This window comes from Micromonospora sp. SYSU B005 (assembly GCF_055362685.1).
Genome location: NZ_JAXCFU010000001.1, coordinates 892,539 through 911,006, shown reverse-complemented (window position 1 = coordinate 911,006; position 18,468 = coordinate 892,539). Strand labels below are relative to the sequence as shown.

Below are 18,468 nucleotides of genomic sequence, written 5' to 3'. Positions count from 1 at the left end.
CGAGTTTGTCGGTCGGGTCTGGAGGATATTGGCTGGAGTCGCGGGTGGCCGTCCGGATCGCCCGTCGGACACGCGGCCGGCCCGAGGGGGTCGCGCCGGGACACGGAAGGCGGGCACTGATGCGCGCGCGTACGACACTGGCCGCGGGGGCGCTCGGCGCACTCACCGCGGCTGTTCTCCTCACCGGCTGCGGCGACGCCGGCTCGTCCGGCACCGACGCGCCCGAGCAGGGCGCCTCGGGGGCGGGCTGCGCTCCGGTGGCCGGTGACCAGCTCGTCGTCCTGACCGACGACAAGAAGCTCCAGAACACCGACAACGTCATCCCGGCGATCAACGCGAAGGCGGCCACGCCGCAGCTCGTCGCCGCGCTGGACAAGGTCTCCGCGAAGCTCGACACCCCGAAGCTGATCCAGCTCAACCGGGCGGTCGACGTCGACCGCAAGACGCCCCAGGTCGCGGCGCAGGAGTTCGCCTCCGCAAACGGCGTGACCGACGGGATCGAGAAGGGCCCGGGCGGTCAGATCACGGTCGGCGCCGGCAACTTCAGCGAGAGCCAGACCATCGCCGAGCTGTACAAGATCGCGCTCACCGCGGCCGGCTACCAGGTCAAGGTGCAGACCATCGGCAACCGGGAGCTCTACGCGCCGGCCCTGGAGAAGGGCCAGATCCAGGTCGTCCCGGAGTACGCCGCCACCATGGCGGAGTTCCTCAACACCAAGGCGAACGGCAAGGACGCCCAGCCCGTCTCCTCGCCGGAGCTGGACAAGACCGTCGCGGCGCTGAAGACCGAGGGTGACAAGGCCGGCCTGGTCTTCGGCCAGCCGTCCCAGGCACAGGACCAGAACGCGTTCGCGGTCACCAAGGCGTTCGCCGACAAGTACGGCGTGTCCACGCTCTCCGAGCTGGCCGCCAAGTGCTCCGGCCAGGCCACCGTGCTGGCCGGGCCGCCGGAGTGCCCGCAGCGGCCGAAGTGCCAGGCCGGTCTGGTCGAGGTGTACGACTTCAAGGCCGGCTCGTTCAGCTCGCTGGACGCGGGCGGTCCGCAGACCAAGAACGCGCTGAAGACCGGCTCGGCGAGCGTCGGCCTGGTCTTCTCCTCCGACGCGGCGCTGGCCACGAGCTGACGCGGCACCGCCGGCCGGCGCCACGCGTGCCGGCCGGCGGCACGGGCAGCCCGTTCGGCGGGCCGCTCATCGAGTGGCGCCGACCCGTTCCCCTCGGGTGGAACTCTCGGTACTCTGCTCAGCCATGCCAGCCTCGGTCGCGCCCGCCGACAAGAGCACGCCCGCCCTGCTCAACGTCCTGTTCTGGGTCGGTGTGGGGCTGGCGCCCCTGGCCGCGCTCATCCTGCTGATCGCCGACGGCAACGGCTCGCTCCGGTTCGGCGCGGTCCTGGCGATCCTCGCGGTCGTGCTCATCGGCCTGTCCATCGCCCTGCGGCCGGATGGCGCTTCCGGAGGTGCGGAGGCCGAGGAACTGCGCGAGGAGTTGGCGCAGCTCCGTCGGGAGTTGCGAGCCGAGATCGTGGCGGCGGCCCAGCGTGGCAACCAGGCGCTCGACCAGGCACGGCGTGCGGAGGAGGCGGCCGGCGCGGTCCGGCAGCGGCTCGACGCGGCCGCTGCCGGGCTGGCCTCCGCGCCCGCGTCCGCTGCCTCGGCGCCGGAGCGCCCGAGCGGTGCGGCCCGGGTGCCGGTCACCGGCACGGCCGCTGCGGGACGGGCGCACCCGGCCGGCCGGGACGAGGACGAACCGGCCCGGGCCGCGTACTCCGGCGGCCGCTACGGAACCGACCACGACGCCGACCTGCCCCGCGCGGGCGGCTACGACTCCGAGGTGTCCCGGGCGGGCCGTCACGACATCGATCCGCCCCGGACAGGCCGCTACGACGCCGAGCCCTCCCGAGCGAGTCGCTACGACGCCGAGCCGCTCCAGGCGGGCCGCTACGACCTCGACCCGCCCCGAGCCGACCACTTCGACGCCGAGCCGCCCCGGGCCGGCCACTACGACGCGGACCCGGCACGGACCGGCCGGCACGACGCCGAGCCGGCGCGGGCGACCGTGCGTCCGGAGCGGCCCGCGAGCGGGGTGTACGGCGCGGCGCGGGTGTCCGAGCCGGTGGCCCGGCCGGAGACCCGCCCGGTGGGCGTGGTCCACCACACCGAGACGGTGCACGTCACCACCCGGCACACGATCGTCGGTGGGGGTGAGCCGGCCGGAACCCGGTACGGCGGATTCCCCGGTGGCTGGTCGGACGAGGACCGGCCCCGGGGCACGGACCCGGCCGACCACTGGCGTGCGGGACACCGCGAACCGGGCGACCGGCCGGGCCGTCGCGCCGGGTCGGACGAGGAGGGCTGGGGCGCCGGGTCGGGCGACGACGGGCACTCGTGGACCGACGCCGGGCGTCCGGGCACCGAACATCCGTGGGCGGGCGTCGGCCGGACCGCCGACGGCGAACAGGGCTGGTCCGGGCGTACCGCCGGGGAACCGGGCTGGTCCGGGCGTACCTCCGGGGGTGGCTGGTCGGGCGACCGGAGCCGGACGGCGGCGGAGGAGCAGCGGCAGTGGCCCGGCGGTGGTGACGACCGGGCCGGCCGGGCGGCGAGCACCTGGCCGGCGGCGGGCGCACCGGACACCCCGGGCGGCCGGGCGGGTACCGACGGCGACCAGTGGTCCGAGATGCGTGCCGGCAACCGGTGGGCGGCGGTCCGCGACGACGGTGACGGCCGGGAGGTCCGGCTCGGGGAACGGCGGGCCGCAGTGCACGCCGACGGTGGCGGTACCGAGTACCGGGTCGAGGACCGGTGGGCATCGGTGCGCGCCGGGCGGCCGGACGCGAGCGCGGCGGACGGAACCGACGACCGCTGGTCCGGGGAGAGCCACCCGGCGCTGCCGGCCGGCGGGGTGCCGGTGCCGGACGAGTGGCGGCCGCCGACGCAGCGCAGCGGCCAGCCGGAGTGGCGCCAACCGCCCCCGGAATGGCGTCAGCCCGAACCCGAGTGGCGTCAGCCGGAACCGGAGTGGCGCCAAGCGGAACCGGAGCGGCACCAGGCCGAGCCCCACTGGCGTCAGCCGGAGACTCGGCAGACCGAGTCGCAGTGGCGTCGGCCCGAGCCGGAATGGCGGCCGGCAGAGCCGGAGTGGCGCAGCCCGGAGCACGGCGGACACGGCCGGCCGCACCGGGACACCGCCGCCGACCGCTGGCGCTGACCGCGCCCGTTCGCCGCCGCCGGCCGCCCCCGATCACTTGTCGATGTCGCCCACCACGAAGAACATCGAGCCGAGGATGGCGATCAGGTCCGGCACCAGGCAGCCGGGCAGCAGCGACGACAGCGCCTGCACGTTCGCGTACGAGGCGGTGCGCAGCTTCATCCGCCACGGCGTCTTCTCGCCCCGGGACACCAGGTAGTAGCCGTTGATGCCGAGCGGGTTCTCGGTCCAGGCGTACGTGTGCCCCTCGGGCGCCTTCAGCACCTTGGGCAGCCGCGTGTTCACCGGCCCGCTGATCCGGTCCACCCGGTCCAGGCACTGCTCGGCGAGGTCGAGCGAGGCGTACACCTGGTCGAGCAGCACCTCGAAGCGGGCGTGACAGTCACCGGCGGTCTTCGTCACCACGGGCACGTCGAGCTGGTCGTAGGCCAGGTACGGCTCGTCGCGGCGCAGGTCGAGGTCGAGCCCGGAGGCGCGGGCGACCGGCCCGGACGCGCCGAACGCGGCGGCGTCGGCGGCGGAGAGCACGCCGACCCCGACGGTACGGGCCAGGAAGATCTCGTTGCGCCGGATCAGGTTGTCCAGGTCGGGCATCCGGCGGCGTACCTCGGCGATGGCGGCGCGGGCGCGTCCGGTCCAGCCGGACGGCACCTCCTCCTTCAGGCCGCCGACCCGGTTGAACATGTAGTGGATCCGGCCGCCGGAGACCTCCTCCATCACGGCCTGGATGGTCTCCCGTTCCCGGAACGCGTAGAACATCGGCGTGATCGCGCCGATCTCCAGCGGGTACGAGCCGAGGAACATCAGGTGGTTGAGCACCCGGTTCAGTTCGGCCAGCGCCATCCGCAGCCAGGTGGCGCGTTCCGGCACCTCCATGCCCATCAGCCGCTCGACCGCGAGTACCACGCCCAGCTCGTTGGAGAACGCCGACAGCCAGTCGTGCCGGTTCGCCAGCACGATGATCTGCCGGTAGTCGCGTACCTCGAAGAGCTTCTCCGCCCCCCGGTGCATGTAACCGACGATCGGTTCGGCGGCGACCACCCGCTCCCCGTCGAGCACCAGCTTCAGCCGCAGCACGCCGTGCGTCGAGGGGTGTTGCGGCCCGATGTTGAGCACCATGTCGGTGCCGAGCTGCTCACCGCCGGCGCCGGTACCGACTGTCAGCTCGCGGAGGTCGGCGGCGTCCGTGGTCATGCCCGTCATCGTGCCACGACCGCGTCGAGCGCGACGCCGACCGGCTGCCGCAGCCACAGGTGCCCGCCGAGCCCGGCCGGGTCGGTCAGTTCGGCCGCCGCCGAGGCCGTGGCCAGCGCCCGCAGGTAGCCGGCCGGGTCGCGGGAGGCCAGGCTCAGCGGCGGTCGCCCGCCGTCGGCCCCGAGCGCCCGCAGCGCCTCCCGCTGAGAGACCAGGGAGTACGCGCACCGCGCGACCCGCTCACCGGCGGAGGCGACCGAGTCCATGGCGACGTGCGCCGTCACGTCGCACGACCCGTCCGGGACCGGCGGCACCTGCCGCCCACCCCGATACCCGGTCAACGTCCCGTCCAGGGGACGCGAGTCCCGCAGATGCCCGTAGTCCACCGCAAGCGCCACCCCCCGCGCCACCTTCCCCACAGCCCCGGCCCAGGCCAGATCCCGTCCCGACCCGATCTCCGCCCTCCCACCGACCCCACCCTCGCCCTCGCTCCCGCCCACGCCCACGCCCTCGGCGTTGATCAAGGAGTTCGTGTCCTGATCCAGGCCCCCCGCCGCCGCAAACTCCTTGATCAACGGGGTGGGCGGCGGGGTGGGGGCCGGGGGCCACCAGTGGGCCAGCCAGGTGATTTCGGTGCGGGAGGGGGCGGGACCCACCGTCTCCTCGCCGGTTTTCGGGTTCACCAGGAGGAGGCGCCAGCCTGCCCGGGTGTGGACCGCCACGTCCACCGGGACGTTGTCCAGCCACTCGGTGGCCAGGAGCAGGCCGGTTATCCCGTCGGGGATGTCGGCCTGCCAGTCGATCTCCGGCGGCAGATCGGCCGGGCGGGGCGACAGCTCCACTGCCACCGGGTGGAGCCGGGCGGCCAGTTCGGGTGCGGCCTGGGACAGCAGGGCCCGGAGGAGTTCGCCCCGGCCCGCGCCCACGTCCACCACGTCCAGCCGGGCCGGGTGCCCCAGCGCCGCGTCCACCGTCTCGAGCTGCCGCAGCATGCAGGCGGCGAATACGGGTGAGGCGTGCACGCTCGTGCGGAAGTGCGCGGCGGGCCCGGCGCCGGAGACGAAGAAGCCGTCCGGCCCGTACAGCGCCCGCTCCATCGCGTCGCGCCAGCGCAGCGGGGTGGTCACCGGGCCGACCCTACGGGACGTACCCGAAAGGGCGGTTTGCCCGCCACCGCAGCAGCCGCTTCCGGCGGTCGGTGAAGGTTTTCACACCTTCTTGTTCCGGGTCTGTCACCCGGGCGCATACTTGCCATCGACCGGTACCCCCTTCGAGGACTGGATCGCTGCCATGAGCGCACCGCTGCGCCCCCGGGCCACCGCTGCCCCGCTCGTCTTCCCGCGTACCCTCGCCGTCGGCGTCCTCGGCGCCGGCCGGGTCGGCGCCGTGCTGGGCGCGGCCCTCGCCGCCGCCGGCCACCGGATGGTCGCCGCGTCCGGCGCCTCGGGCGCGACACGGGCCCGGCTGGCGCTGCTGCTGCCGCAGACCCCGCACCGCACCGCGTCCGAGGTGGCGCGTGCCGCCACTGACCTGCTGATCGTCGCGGTCCCGGACGACGCGCTGGCGGGCGTGATCGCCGACCTGGCCGCGAGCGGCGCGCTGCTCCCCGGCCAGGTGGTGGCGCACACGTCCGGCGCGCACGGGCTCGCCGCGCTGGCCCCGGCCGTCGAGGCGGGCGCCCGGCCGCTCGCGCTGCACCCCGCGATGACCTTCACCGGTACGCCGGACGACCTGTCCCGCCTGCCGGGCATCTCCTACGGGGTGACCGCCCCGGCCGAGCTGCGCCCGTTCGCGGCCCGGCTGGTGGCGGACCTGGGCGGCGTACCGGAGTGGGTCGGTGAGAACGACCGGCCGCTCTACCACGCGGCGCTCGCGCACGGCGCGAACCACCTGGTGACGCTCATCAACGAGGCCGCCGACCGGCTGCGTGACGCCGGGGTGGAGCGGCCGGAGAAGGTGCTCGCCCCGCTGCTGCGGGCCGCGCTGGAGAACGCGCTGCGGCTGGGCGACGACGCCCTCACCGGCCCGGTGTCGCGCGGTGACGCGGGCACCGTACGCCGGCATCTGGACCGGCTGGCGCGGACCGCGCCGGAATCCGTACCCGCGTATCTGGCGTTGGCACGACGGACGGCTGATCGTGCCGTCGCGGTCGGCCGCCTCCGCCCGGCGGACGCGGCCGCGCTGCGCAACGTGCTCGACGGAATCGAGGTGGCGGCCTGATGGCCGAGGTGCTGCACACGCGCAAGGAACTGGCGGCCGCGCGCGAGGCGATGGCCGGCCCGGTCGGCGTGGTGATGACCATGGGCGCGCTGCACGCCGGGCACGAGGCACTGCTGCGGGCCGCCCGTGAGCGCGCCGGCCACGTCATCGTCACGATCTTCGTGAACCCGCTGCAGTTCGGCCCGAACGAGGACTTCGACCGCTACCCGCGCACGCTCGACTCCGACCTGGAGATCTGCCGCCGGGCCGGGGTGGACGTGGTGTTCGCGCCCTCGGTGACCGAGATGTACCCGGAGGGCCGCCCGAGCGTGCGGCTCGACCCGGGTCCGCTCGGCGAGGACCTGGAGGGCCTGAGCCGCCCCGGCTTCTTCCACGGCGTGCTCACCGTGGTCATGAAGCTGCTCCAGCTCACCCGCCCCGACCTGGCGTTCTTCGGCGAGAAGGACTACCAGCAGCTCACCCTGGTCCGCCGGATGGTCCGTGACCTCGACGTGCCGACCGAGATCGTCGGCGTGCCGACCGTACGGGAACCGGACGGGCTGGCCATGTCCAGCCGCAACCGGTACCTGTCGGCGGCCGAGCGGGAGACCGCGCTGAGCCTGTCCGCCGCGTTGCGGGCCGGCGCGACGGCGGCCGAGCGGGGTGAGGACGCGGGCGAGGTGCTGGCCGCCGCGCACCGGGCCTTCGACGCGCCGGACGCCCGCCTGGACTACCTGGTGCTCACCGACACCGAGCTGGAACCCGGCCCGGTCGCCGGCCCGGCCCGGCTGCTGATCGCGGCCTGGGTCGGCGCCACCCGCCTGATCGACAACACGGCGATCCACCTCGCGCCGCGTCCCTGAACCCCACCACGAATGCGGAAAGGCACCCCGATGCTGCGGACCATGCTCAAGTCGAAGATCCATCGGGCCACCGTGACCCAGGCCGACCTGCACTACGTCGGCTCGGTGACTGTGGACGAGGATCTGCTCGACGCGGCGGACCTGATCCCCGGCGAGCAGGTGGCGATCGTGGACATCACAAACGGCGCCCGGCTGGAGACGTACGTGATCCCGGGGCGGCGGGGCAGCGGCGTGATCGGCATCAACGGCGCCGCCGCGCACCTCGTGCACCCCGGTGACCTGGTCATCCTGATCTCGTACGGGCAGATGGACGACGCCGAGGCCCGCACGTACCGCCCGAAGGTGGTGCACGTGGACGCCGACAACAAGGTCGTCGACCTGACCGCCGACCCGACCACGGCGGCCCCCGGCACCGCCGGCGCCCCCATCCCCAACCCCCTGGCCGCCGCCCGCAGCTGACCCTCCCGGGTCGCCCCCCCGCTCGCCGTTGATCTTGCACTTTCGGCCCTCGGCGCGGGCGGTTCGCCCCTTTCGCCGGGGCGGCAAGCGCAAGATCGGCGGGGGGAGAGAGGGCGGGAGGGGGCGAGGGCGGGCCGGACGGGCGGGGAACGCGGTCTGTCACCGGAAGGTCATTTTCGGCTACCCTGGGCGGACCGTCGGGGATCGACGGTCGTCGGCTGGGGGAGGCCGCGATGCGCCGTGCGATGAGCTTCCTGGTCGCCGCGATTGTCGCGAGCGCCGCCCTGACCGGCTGTGCGGGCACCGGCGGGCTGGACGGCGACCTCACCGACGACTGGGCCGCGATGGCCGCACCCGGGCCGTTCACCCCGGCGGCCGGGGTCTGCCAGGTCGCCGACTTCACCCCGAGCATCGGCCTGGCCGCGTACGCGCCGGTCGGCTGCGAGCTGCCGCACCGGGTGGAGACCGTGCACGTCGGGGCGTTCACCGCCGACCGGCCCACCCCGCCGCCGCTCGCCTCGCCCGAGCTGCGTACCGCGTTCGCCGACTGCGACAAGCGGGCCGCCGGGTACGTGGGTGACGACTGGCGCGCCGGGCGGCTCCGGCTGGCGGTGGCGGTGCCGACGGGCACCGGCTGGACGGCGGGCTCCCGCTGGTACCGGTGCGACCTCACCGAGCTGACCACCGTCGAGGCGGCGGCCACCGTGGTCACCCGGGCGGGCAGCCTGCGCGACGCGCTCAAGACGCCCTCCCCGCTGCGGCTGGGCTGCCAGCGCACCGGGCGGGACGCGGGCCGCGTGCAGCGGCTCACCCCGGTCGACTGCGCTGTCGCACACGACGCCGAGTTCGTCGGCGTGTGGGCCGCGCCGGACCGCCCGTACCCGAAGAAGCCGGAGGACTGGGTGCCGCTCTACGACGGCTGCTTCGGCGTGATCGCCCGCTACGCCGGGGTGCCCGCCGACGCGTTCCTGCGTTACCGCAGCGACGTGGTGGTCCGCCCGCCCGCCGCCGGTCGCTGGGCGGTCGGCGACCGGGGCGTGCGCTGCTACCTGTGGCTCAGCAACCGGACGGTGACCACCTCACTGAAGGGCGCCGGACCGGCCGCCCTCCCGCGCCGGACGAGGTAGCCGAGGGCACTCGTCACGCCCCCCGCGCCCGAGTCGAGTTCGCTTCGGGTTGACTGTGCTCATGGACCTACCGACCGTCGACCTGCCGGCGCTGCCCCGGCTGCTCGCCGCGCCCGCCCCCGGCTGGGTGGAGACGACAGACGTGATCGTGGTCGGATCCGGCGTGGCCGGGCTGACCGCCGCGCTGCACCTGCGTGAGGCCGGCCTGCACGTCACGGTGGTCACCAAGGTCGACATGGACGAGGGCTCGACCCGCTGGGCGCAGGGCGGGATCGCCGCCGTGCTGGACCCGGCGGACACGCCGGACGCGCACGCGTACGACACGGAGGTCGCCGGCGTCGGCCTGTGCGACCCGGCGGCGGTCCGCGCACTGGTGGCCGAGGGCCCGACCCGGCTGCGCGAGCTGATGCGGATCGGGGCGGAGTTCGACCGCAACCCGGACGGTTCGCTGATGCTGACCCGGGAGGGCGGCCACCGGGCCGACCGGATCGTGCACGCGGGCGGTGACGCCACCGGCGCGGAGGTGCAGCGGGCGCTGCACGACGCGGTCCGCCGCGACCCGTGGATCCGGCTGGTCGAGCACGCGCTGGTGCTGGACCTGCTGCGCGCACCCGGCGACGGACCGGACGGGCTCGGCCCGGCCTGCGGCATCACGCTGCACGTGCTCGGTGAGGGAAGCGAGGACGGCGTCGGCGCGATCCTCGGCCGCGCGGTGGTGCTCGCCACCGGCGGCATGGGGCAGGTCTTCGCCGCCACCACGAACCCGGCGGTCTCCACCGGGGACGGCGTGGCGCTGGCGTTGCGCGCGGGCGCTGCCGTCACCGACGTGGAGTTCGTCCAGTTCCACCCGACTGCGCTCATCGTGCCGGCGGGCGGCCCGGGCGCGGGGCTGGCCCAGCAGCCGCTGGTCTCCGAGGCGCTGCGCGGCGAGGGCGCCCACCTGGTCGACGGCGACGGCAAGCGGTTCATGGTCGGCCAGCACGAACTGGCTGAGCTGGCACCCCGGGACGTGGTCGCGAAGGGCATCCACCGGGTGCTCCTCGCGTCCGGCGCGGACCACGTGTTCCTGGACGCCCGGCACCTGGGCGGCGACTTCCTGGCCCGGCGGTTCCCCACCATCGTGGCGTCCTGCCTGGCCATCGGCGTGGACCCGGCGACCGACCTGATCCCGGTCGCGCCGGCCGCGCACTACGCCTCCGGCGGCGTCCGGACCGACCTGCGAGGCCGTACCTCCATCCCCGGCCTGTACGCCTGCGGCGAGGTCGCCTGCACCGGCGTGCACGGCGCGAACCGGCTGGCCAGCAACTCGCTGCTGGAAGGGCTGGTCTTCTCCCGCCGGATCGCCGAGGACATCGCCGCCGGGCTGCCCGAGCAGGCCCGCCCGGCGGAGACCGGCGCCTGGGTGGGCGGTCCGGGCGCGCTGGTGCCGGCGTCCGGCACGGCGGAGCTGCAACGGGCGATGACGCGGGGCGCCGGCGTGCTCCGCTCGGCGGACACGCTGGAAGCCACCGCCGCCACGCTCACCGGGCTGGGCGCGGGCCGGGGCGTGCCGCGTACCGCCGACTGGGAGGCGACGAACCTGCTCACCGTGGCGTCGACGCTTGTCGCGGCCGCGTACGCGCGCCAGGAGACGCGGGGCTGCCACTGGCGGGAGGACTTCCCGACGGCAGACGAGCGGTGGCTGGGCCACCTGGTGGCCGAGGTGGGCACGGACGGCATGGTGGCCGAGCGCTGGGAGGAGAAGCACTCATGAGGGAGTCGACGGAGCGGGCGTTGCGGGACGGCGGCCTGGACCCGGAGTGGGTCCGGCACGTCGTCGTCGACACGCTGCACGAGGATCTCGGACCCGACTTCCTCGACGTGACGAGCGTGGCCACCATCCCGGACGAGCAGCACGACACGGCCGACCTGGTGGCGCGCGCCGACGGCGTGGTGGCCGGGCTGCCCGTCGCCGCCGCCGTGTTCGAGCTGGTCGGCGAGGTGACCGGCGCGGGGCGTACGGTCGAGGTCTCGCTCGTGGCTCACGACGGGCAGCGGGTGGCGCGCGGCGACGTGCTGGCGACAGTGACCGGGCCGACCCGGCTGCTGCTGACCGCCGAGCGGACGGCGCTGAACCTGCTGTCCCGCATGTCCGGGGTGGCGACGCACACCCGGGCCTGGGCCGACGCGCTGGCCGGCACGAAGGCGATGGTGCTGGACACCCGCAAGACCACGCCGGGCCTGCGGGCGCTGGAGAAGTACGCGGTCCGGGCCGGTGGCGGCACCAACAAGCGGATGGGCCTGTACGACGTCGCCATGATCAAGGACAACCACAAGGTCGCGGCGGGCGGGATCGCTGCCGCGTTCCGCCGGGTCCGGGAGGCGTTCCCCGACGTCGCGGTGCAGGTGGAGGTGGACACGCCGGCCGAGGCGGTGGAGGCGGTCGAGGCGGGCGCCCGGTTCCTGCTGCTGGACAACATGACCCCGGCGCAGCTGCGCGAGGTGGTGGCGTCGGTGGGCGACCGGGCGGAGCTGGAGGCCACCGGAGGGCTGACGCTGCCGATGGCCGCCGAGTACGGCGCGACGGGCGTCGACTTCCTCTCCGTCGGCGCGCTCACCCACTCCTCGCCGATCCTGGACATCGCCCTCGACCTGCGTGACGTCTAGGCTGCCGCTGTGCTGCTCTGCATCGACATCGGAAACACGAACACCGTGCTGGCGACCTTCGACGGCGACAAGCTGGTGCATTCGTGGCGGATCAAGACCGACGCCCGTTCCACAGCGGACGAGCTGGGTCTGATGTTCCGCGGCCTGCTCGCCGGGGACGCCGTGGAGATCACCGGCGTGGCCGCCTGCTCGACCGTGCCGGCCGCGCTGCGCTCGCTGCGCACCATGCTCGACAGGTACTACGCCGATTTGCCCAGTGTGATCGTGGAGCCGGGTGTGCGGACCGGCGTACAGCTCGCCATCGACAACCCGAAGGAGGTGGGCGCGGACCGGGTGGTGAACACGCTGGCCGCGTACACGCTCTACGGCGGGCCGTCGATCGTCGTGGACTTCGGCACCACCACCAACTTCGACCTGGTCAGCAGCCGGGGGGAGTTCCTCGGCGGTGCGTTCGCGCCCGGCATCGAGATCTCCTTCGACGCGCTCGCCGCCCGCGCCGCTCAGCTGCGCAAGGTGGAGGCGACCCGCCCGCGTTCGGTGATCGGCAAGAACACCGTCGAGTGCCTCCAGGCCGGGCTCTACTTCGGCTTCGCCGGCCAGGTGGACCGGATCGTCGAGCGGATGTCCGAGGAACTGGGCGGCGTGAAGGCGGTCATCGCCACCGGCGGCCTGGCCTCGCTGGTGCTCGGCGAGTGCCACACCATCACCCACCACGAGCCGATGATCACGCTGATCGGCCTGCGGATGGTCTACGACCGCAACGTCTGAGGTCAGCGGCGGCGGGCGCGGAGCACGAACGTGCGGTAGGGCAGCTCGACGGTCTCCCGCCCGGCCAGGTCGGGGTGGGAGGCGAACAGCTCCGCCAGCTCCGCGTCGACCCGCCGCCGCTCGTCCGCGTCGGCGGTCAGCCAGAACGAGCGGGTGTGCAGCATGCCCACCACCTCGTCCGGCGTCAGCGTGGTGGCGTGCGCGAACTCGCCCACCTCGACCTCGGTGAAGGCGGCACCGAAGTCCGCGTACCGCTGGGTCACGTCGCCCGCGTTGTCGCCGAGGTGGGCGATCCGGGTCACCTCCGCCACCCAGCCGACCCGCTCGTCCCGGATGTTCCAGACCGGCGCGAACGTGCCGCCCGGGCGCAGCACGCGGGCCACCTCGGCGTGCGCCCGTTCCCTGTCGAACCAGTGGTAGGCCTGCCCGACCAGCACCGCGTCCGCCGACCCGTCCGGCAGCGGCACCGCCTCGGCGCTGCCGGCGAGCGCCGTCGCGCCGGGCGTCGCGGCGGCCAGTTGCGCCCGCATCCCCGGATCAGGTTCCACGGGTACGACCTGAGCCACCGGCCCGGTCAGCGCCAGGAGCCCGCGGGTGAGGATGCCGGTGCCGGCGCCGAGATCGACCACCCGGGCGTCGTGCAGCCCGTCCAGCGCCCAGCGCAGCGCGGCCTCCGGATAGCGGGGGCGGAACCGGTCGTAATCGGCCGCGGCGGCGCCGAACGAGAGGGCCGCAGTGGGGTCGGTCATGGCGGGCAGGTTATCCCGTAACGGCCGCCACGGCGCTTGAGTACGCTCATGTGCTGACCCCGCCGATGTCCCCAAGGCCTGAGGAAGCGTGCCGTGACCGAGCAGAACGCCCTGCCAACAGACCCCGCCGACGACCTTCCGGAGCAGATGAAGGTCCGCCGGGAGAAGCGGGACCGGATGCTCGCCGAGGGCGTCGAGCCGTACCCGGTGGGTTTCCCGCGCACCACGACGCTCGCGCGGCTGCGCGAGCGCTACGGCGACCTGCCCACCGACACCGCCACCGGCGACCGGGTCTCGGTCACCGGCCGGGTGATCTTCATCCGCAACACCGGCAAGCTCTGCTTCGCGACGCTGCGGGACGGTGACGGCACCGAGGTCCAGGCGATGCTCTCGCTGGACCGGGTCGGCGCGGAGCGGCTGGGGGACTGGAAGCGCCTGGTCGACCTCGGCGACCACGTCGGCGTGACCGGCGAGGTGATCACCAGTCGGCGCGGCGAGCTGTCCGTTCTCGCCGAGGAGTGGGCGGTGACCGCCAAGGCGCTGCGCCCGCTGCCGGTGGCGCACAAGCCGCTCAGCGAGGAGTCCCGGGTCCGCCAGCGCTACGTGGACCTGGTGGTCCGGCCGCAGGCCCGGCAGATGGTCCGTACCCGGGCCACCGCCGTCCGCAGCCTGCGCGACACCCTGCACGGGCTGGACTTCATCGAGGTCGAGACGCCGATGCTGCAACTGCTGCACGGCGGCGCGGCGGCACGCCCATTCGTGACCCACAGCAATGCGCTCGACACGGATCTGTATCTGCGAATCGCGCCGGAACTGTTTCTCAAGCGCGCGGTGGTCGGTGGCGTGGACCGCGTCTTCGAGATCAACCGCAACTTCCGTAATGAGGGCATCGACTCTTCGCACTCGCCCGAGTTCGCGATGCTGGAGGCGTACCAGGCGTACGGCGACTACCACACGATGGCGGAGCTGACCCGAAATCTCGTACAGCAGGCCGCAGTGGCGGTCGCCGGCTCGACCGTGGTGACGCACGCCGACGGCCGTGAGTTCGATCTGGGCGGCGAGTGGCGGTCGGTGTCGCTGTTCGGTGTTCTTTCCGAAGCGCTCGGTGAGGAGGTCACCGTCCGCACCGAAAGGGCACGCCTGGTCGAGTACGCGGACAAGGTCGGTCTCTCCGTCGACCCGAAGTGGGGACCGGGCAAGCTGGCCGAGGAGTTGTTCGAGGAACTGGTCGTGCCGTCGCTTCAGGCGCCGACGTTCGTCATGGACTACCCGGAGGAGACCAGCCCGCTGACCCGGGCCCACCGCAGCGAGCCGGGCCTGGCCGAGAAGTGGGACCTCTATGTGCTCGGATTCGAGCTGGGCACCGCGTACTCGGAGCTGGTCGACCCGGTCGTGCAGCGGGAGCGGCTGGTGGCCCAGGCGCAGCTCGCGGCGCGCGGGGACGACGAGGCGATGCGACTGGACGAGGATTTTCTCCGAGCGATGGAGTATGGAATGCCACCGTCCGGTGGCATGGGAATGGGAATCGACCGGCTGCTGATGGCACTGACCGGGCTCGGAATTCGGGAAACGATCCTGTTCCCGTTGGTCCGGCCCGAGTAGACGCTCGCCCCCGCAAGCCTTCTCCGGCTCGTTACCCGGTCCTATTGACGGAACAAGCGCCGGACGGGTTATTGTGCTCGGAGTATTGCAGGAGTACAACCCTGCTCGAAAGGAATGTGGGACGTGGCCAAGCAGATCATTCACAAGCTGGTCGATGACCTGGACGGCGGGGACGCTGACGAGACCGTCAAGTTCGCGCTCGACGGTGTGCAGTACGAGATCGACCTCTCCGCATCCAACGCCGGTAAATTGCGTGACGTATTCGCGCCGTACATCGCGAACGGAACGAAGGTCGGTCGCGGGGGTGTGGTCGTGGGTGGCCGGGCCGCTCGGGGCCGGGGCGGCGCGACCGCCGACCGCGAGCAGAACCGGGCCATCCGCGAATGGGCCAAGAAGGCCGGCAAGGACATCTCCGACCGGGGCCGGATCCCGCAGGAGATCGTGGACGAGTACCACGCGAAGGCGGGGCACTGACCTCACCCTCGTCACGGGCGACGCGACGCCGGACCGGAGTGCGACTCCGGGCCGGCGTCGCCGTTTCCGGTCCGCTGTCACGGCTGCGCCACCGCGTCCCGGTCCTGTCGCCCGGTGCCGGATGTCCGGTCCGGCCCACCGTGCCGGGCTCGGTCGCGGCGGCCGGGAAGAAAACCCCGCCGGGGACGGTTGTCCACAGGCGGTGGAGACTTCATCCACAGGCTGTGGACGACCCGGCGGACGCATCTGTTGCCGCCTCCGGTCCACTCGACCGGCCGTTCGGGTGCCGGTCGAATTTCGCTCTGCGCGTACAGGCAGGGGCCCCGGAACACCTCCTGAGCGTGGACGGTTGTCAGAAACGACGTCGGAACGGTCATTCGCGAGGGCACACGACCTCAGCGGAGACGGTCCGCGGCGATAGAGTAAGGAGGCACGGACGCCCGTCCCGGACGTCCGCGCACCGGCCCCGCCGAGATCTGACCATCAAGGCGCACGGCACGTGAGGAGCACGAGGGCATGTTCGAGCGGTTCACCGACCGAGCGCGACGGGTTGTCGTCCTGGCCCAAGAAGAGGCCCGGATGCTCAACCACAACTACATCGGTACGGAACACATCCTGCTGGGCCTGATCCATGAGGGTGAGGGTGTCGCGGCAAAGGCCCTGGAGAGCCTCGGCATCTCCCTGGAGGGCGTGCGTCAGCAGGTCGAGGAGATCATCGGCCAGGGCCAGCAGGCGCCGAGCGGGCACATCCCGTTCACGCCGCGGGCCAAGAAGGTGCTGGAGCTGTCGCTGCGCGAGGCGCTGCAGCTCGGCCACAACTACATCGGCACCGAGCACATCCTGCTCGGCCTGATCCGCGAGGGCGAGGGCGTCGCCGCCCAGGTCCTGGTGAAGCTGGGCGCCGACCTGAACCGGGTCCGCCAGCAGGTCATCCAGCTGCTCTCCGGCTACCAGGGCAAGGAGCCGGCCGCCGCCGGTGCCGCGCCGGGTGAGGCCGCGCCGTCGACCAGCCTCGTGCTGGACCAGTTCGGCCGCAACCTGACCCAGGCCGCCCGCGAGGGCAAGCTCGACCCGGTCATCGGGCGCGAGAAGGAGATCGAGCGGGTCATGCAGGTGCTGTCCCGCCGCACCAAGAACAACCCGGTGCTGATCGGCGAGCCCGGCGTCGGCAAGACCGCCGTGGTGGAGGGCCTGTCCCAGAAGATCATCAAGGGCGAGGTGCCCGAGACGCTGAAGGACAAGCAGCTCTACACGCTCGACCTCGGTGCCCTGGTCGCCGGTTCCCGCTACCGCGGTGACTTCGAGGAGCGCCTGAAGAAGGTGCTCAAGGAGATCCGCACCCGCGGCGACATCATCCTGTTCATCGACGAGATCCACACGCTCGTCGGTGCGGGCGCGGCCGAGGGCGCGATCGACGCCGCCAGCATCCTCAAGCCGATGCTGGCCCGTGGTGAGCTGCAGACCATCGGCGCCACCACGCTCGACGAGTACCGCAAGCACCTGGAGAAGGACGCCGCTCTGGAGCGTCGTTTCCAGCCGATCCAGGTGGGTGAGCCGTCGCTGGCCCACACCATCGAGATCCTCAAGGGCCTGCGGGACCGCTACGAGGCGCACCACCGCGTCTCCATCACCGACGCCGCCCTGGTCGCCGCCGCGACGCTCGCCGACCGATACATCTCCGACCGGTTCCTGCCGGACAAGGCGATCGACCTGATCGACGAGGCGGGCGCCCGGATGCGGATCCGCCGGATGACCGCGCCGCCGGACCTGCGCGACTTCGACGAGCGCATCGCCCAGGTGCGCCGCGACAAGGAGTCCGCGATCGACGCGCAGGACTTCGAGCGGGCCGCGCAGCTGCGTGACACCGAGAAGCAGCTGCTGGGCCAGAAGGCGCAGCGGGAGAAGGAGTGGAAGGCCGGTGACCTGGACGTCGTCAGCGAGGTCGACGACGAGCAGATCGCCGAGGTGCTCGGCAACTGGACCGGCATCCCGGTCTACAAGCTGACCGAGGAGGAGACCTCGCGCCTGCTGCGCATGGAGGACGAGCTGCACAAGCGCGTCATCGGCCAGGAGGACGCGGTCAAGGCGGTCTCGAAGGCGATCCGGCGTACCCGGGCCGGCCTGAAGGACCCGAAGCGCCCGTCCGGCTCGTTTATCTTCGCCGGCCCGTCCGGCGTCGGTAAGACCGAGCTGTCCAAGGCGCTCGCCGAGTTCCTGTTCGGCAGCGAGGACGCCCTCATTCAGCTCGACATGTCGGAGTTCCACGACCGGTACACGGTGTCCCGGCTCGTCGGTGCCCCTCCCGGCTACGTCGGCTACGACGAGGGCGGGCAGCTGACCGAGAAGGTGCGTCGCCGGCCGTTCTCGGTAGTCCTCTTCGACGAGATCGAGAAGGCCCACCCGGACGTGTTCAACACGCTCCTCCAGATCCTGGAGGACGGGCGCCTCACCGACGGCCAGGGCCGGATCGTGGACTTCAAGAACACGGTCATCATCCTGACCACCAACCTCGGTACGCGCGACGTCGCCAAGGCGGTTTCGCTGGGCTTCCAGGCCTCTGAGGACTCCGAGTCGAACTACGACCGGATGAAGCAGAAGGTCAACGACGAGCTCAAGCAGCACTTCCGGCCCGAGTTCCTGAACCGGATCGACGACACCATCGTCTTCCACCAGCTGCGCGAGACCGAGATCCTCTCGATCGTCGACATCATGATCCAGCGCATCGAGACCCAGCTGCGCAACAAGGACATGGGCCTGGAGCTGACCGACAACGCGAAGAAGTACCTCGCGAAGAAGGGCTTCGACCCGGTGCTGGGCGCGCGGCCGCTGCGTCGCACGATCCAGCGCGACATCGAGGACAACCTGTCCGAGCGGATCCTGTTCAACGAGCTGACCCCGGGTCAGATCGTGGTCGTGGACTGCGAGGGCGACCCGGAGAACATCGACAAGTCCAAGCTCGTCTTCCGGGGCGCGGACCGGCCGGACGCCGTGCCGGACGCGGTCCCGGCGGACCTCGGCGGCACCGCCGCCACGGGCGCTGACGACGCCGCGTAAGTCCGCACAGTTCGAGGGCGACGGCCCCGGTAGGCGAAAGCCACCGGGGCCGTCGCCTTCCCCCCGCCCACCCCCGCCCACCCACCGCGCCCTCCCCGCCCTCCCCGCCCGCCCTTGCCGTGG

General features: G+C 72.9%; 15 protein-coding genes. 12 read left to right on the top strand and 3 right to left on the bottom strand.

Annotated elements, in window-relative coordinates:
- Positions 1–119: 119 nt before the first annotated feature.
- Both SM452_RS04380 and SM452_RS04375 read left to right on the top strand, forming a co-directional pair.
- A complete protein-coding gene (locus SM452_RS04380; RefSeq protein WP_355511596.1) occupies positions 120–1,124 on the top strand; it encodes a glycine betaine ABC transporter substrate-binding protein in 1,005 nt (334 codons plus the stop codon).
- 124 nt (positions 1,125–1,248) lie between these two features.
- A complete protein-coding gene (locus SM452_RS04375; RefSeq protein WP_402813645.1) occupies positions 1,249–3,210 on the top strand; it encodes a hypothetical protein in 1,962 nt (653 codons plus the stop codon).
- Between the two features lie 33 nt (positions 3,211–3,243).
- Here the strand turns inward: SM452_RS04375 and SM452_RS04370 are convergent, their stop codons facing one another.
- Positions 3,244–4,413, bottom strand: a complete 1,170-nt coding sequence (locus SM452_RS04370) for an NADH-quinone oxidoreductase subunit D (RefSeq protein ID WP_355511600.1) — start codon at positions 4,411–4,413, stop codon at positions 3,244–3,246.
- Positions 4,410–5,501 carry an SAM-dependent methyltransferase gene (locus SM452_RS04365; protein ID WP_463839387.1) on the bottom strand — a complete coding sequence of 364 codons (1,092 nt, stop codon included), beginning with the start codon at positions 5,499–5,501 and terminating at the stop codon, positions 4,410–4,412. The genes SM452_RS04370 and SM452_RS04365 overlap by 4 nt, the downstream gene beginning before the upstream one ends.
- 193 nt (positions 5,502–5,694) lie before the next feature.
- Between SM452_RS04365 and SM452_RS04360 the strand changes: the two genes are divergently transcribed.
- The 7 genes from SM452_RS04360 to SM452_RS04330 all read left to right on the top strand — a co-directional run bounded on the left by SM452_RS04360 (position 5,695) and on the right by SM452_RS04330 (position 12,466).
- The gene (locus SM452_RS04360) at positions 5,695–6,624 is read left to right on the top strand and encodes a Rossmann-like and DUF2520 domain-containing protein (protein WP_463839328.1); all 930 of its coding nucleotides are present in this window, start codon (positions 5,695–5,697) and stop codon (positions 6,622–6,624) included.
- On the top strand, positions 6,624–7,466 hold the full coding sequence (gene panC, locus SM452_RS04355) for a pantoate--beta-alanine ligase (protein ID WP_355511604.1): 843 nt from the start codon (positions 6,624–6,626) through the stop codon (positions 7,464–7,466). The genes SM452_RS04360 and panC overlap by 1 nt, the downstream gene beginning before the upstream one ends.
- Positions 7,467–7,496: 30 nt before the next feature.
- Positions 7,497–7,925 carry an aspartate 1-decarboxylase gene (panD, locus tag SM452_RS04350; RefSeq protein ID WP_262013392.1) on the top strand — a complete coding sequence of 143 codons (429 nt, stop codon included), beginning with the start codon at positions 7,497–7,499 and terminating at the stop codon, positions 7,923–7,925.
- 233 nt (positions 7,926–8,158) lie between these two features.
- Positions 8,159–9,052, top strand: a complete 894-nt coding sequence (locus SM452_RS04345) for a septum formation family protein (RefSeq protein ID WP_355511606.1) — start codon at positions 8,159–8,161, stop codon at positions 9,050–9,052.
- 61 nt (positions 9,053–9,113) lie between these two features.
- Positions 9,114–10,805, top strand: coding sequence for an L-aspartate oxidase (locus tag SM452_RS04340; protein ID WP_262013390.1), 1,692 nt, complete (start codon positions 9,114–9,116; stop codon positions 10,803–10,805).
- A complete protein-coding gene (gene nadC, locus SM452_RS04335; protein ID WP_355511610.1) occupies positions 10,802–11,698 on the top strand; it encodes a carboxylating nicotinate-nucleotide diphosphorylase in 897 nt (298 codons plus the stop codon). The genes SM452_RS04340 and nadC overlap by 4 nt, the downstream gene beginning before the upstream one ends.
- 9 nt (positions 11,699–11,707) lie before the next feature.
- On the top strand, positions 11,708–12,466 hold the full coding sequence (locus SM452_RS04330) for a type III pantothenate kinase (protein WP_013288955.1): 759 nt from the start codon (positions 11,708–11,710) through the stop codon (positions 12,464–12,466).
- Between the two features lie 2 nt (positions 12,467–12,468).
- On the opposite strand, the gene SM452_RS04325 is transcribed toward SM452_RS04330, so the two are convergent.
- Complete coding sequence (locus SM452_RS04325; RefSeq protein ID WP_262013388.1) at positions 12,469–13,215, bottom strand: class I SAM-dependent methyltransferase; 747 nt, start codon at positions 13,213–13,215, stop codon at positions 12,469–12,471.
- Between the two features lie 93 nt (positions 13,216–13,308).
- On the opposite strand from SM452_RS04325, the gene lysS reads away from it, so the two are divergent.
- From lysS to SM452_RS04310, 3 genes are all read left to right on the top strand, one after another.
- Complete coding sequence (gene lysS, locus SM452_RS04320; RefSeq protein WP_262013387.1) at positions 13,309–14,817, top strand: lysine--tRNA ligase; 1,509 nt, start codon at positions 13,309–13,311, stop codon at positions 14,815–14,817.
- Positions 14,818–14,940: 123 nt separating this feature from the next.
- A complete protein-coding gene (locus SM452_RS04315) occupies positions 14,941–15,291 on the top strand; it encodes a histone-like nucleoid-structuring protein Lsr2 (protein WP_013288952.1) in 351 nt (116 codons plus the stop codon).
- Positions 15,292–15,807: 516 nt separating this feature from the next.
- Positions 15,808–18,345 (top strand): ATP-dependent Clp protease ATP-binding subunit, encoded by a 2,538-nt coding sequence (locus SM452_RS04310; protein ID WP_064446770.1) that lies wholly within the window; start codon positions 15,808–15,810, stop codon positions 18,343–18,345.
- The last annotated feature ends 123 nt before the right edge of the window (positions 18,346–18,468 follow it).

Coding starts and splice junctions, on each gene's coding strand:
- SM452_RS04380 (WP_355511596.1), top strand. CDS start 120: ATGCGCGCGCGTACGACACTGGCCGCGGGGGCGCTCGGCGCACTCACC.
- SM452_RS04375 (WP_402813645.1), top strand. CDS start 1,249: ATGCCAGCCTCGGTCGCGCCCGCCGACAAGAGCACGCCCGCCCTGCTC.
- SM452_RS04370 (WP_355511600.1), bottom strand. CDS start 4,413: ATGACGGGCATGACCACGGACGCCGCCGACCTCCGCGAGCTGACAGTC.
- SM452_RS04365 (WP_463839387.1), bottom strand. CDS start 5,501: ATGGAGCGGGCGCTGTACGGGCCGGACGGCTTCTTCGTCTCCGGCGCC.
- SM452_RS04360 (WP_463839328.1), top strand. CDS start 5,695: ATGAGCGCACCGCTGCGCCCCCGGGCCACCGCTGCCCCGCTCGTCTTC.
- panC (WP_355511604.1), top strand. CDS start 6,624: ATGGCCGAGGTGCTGCACACGCGCAAGGAACTGGCGGCCGCGCGCGAG.
- panD (WP_262013392.1), top strand. CDS start 7,497: ATGCTGCGGACCATGCTCAAGTCGAAGATCCATCGGGCCACCGTGACC.
- SM452_RS04345 (WP_355511606.1), top strand. CDS start 8,159: ATGCGCCGTGCGATGAGCTTCCTGGTCGCCGCGATTGTCGCGAGCGCC.
- SM452_RS04340 (WP_262013390.1), top strand. CDS start 9,114: ATGGACCTACCGACCGTCGACCTGCCGGCGCTGCCCCGGCTGCTCGCC.
- nadC (WP_355511610.1), top strand. CDS start 10,802: ATGAGGGAGTCGACGGAGCGGGCGTTGCGGGACGGCGGCCTGGACCCG.
- SM452_RS04325 (WP_262013388.1), bottom strand. CDS start 13,215: ATGACCGACCCCACTGCGGCCCTCTCGTTCGGCGCCGCCGCGGCCGAT.
- SM452_RS04310 (WP_064446770.1), top strand. CDS start 15,808: ATGTTCGAGCGGTTCACCGACCGAGCGCGACGGGTTGTCGTCCTGGCC.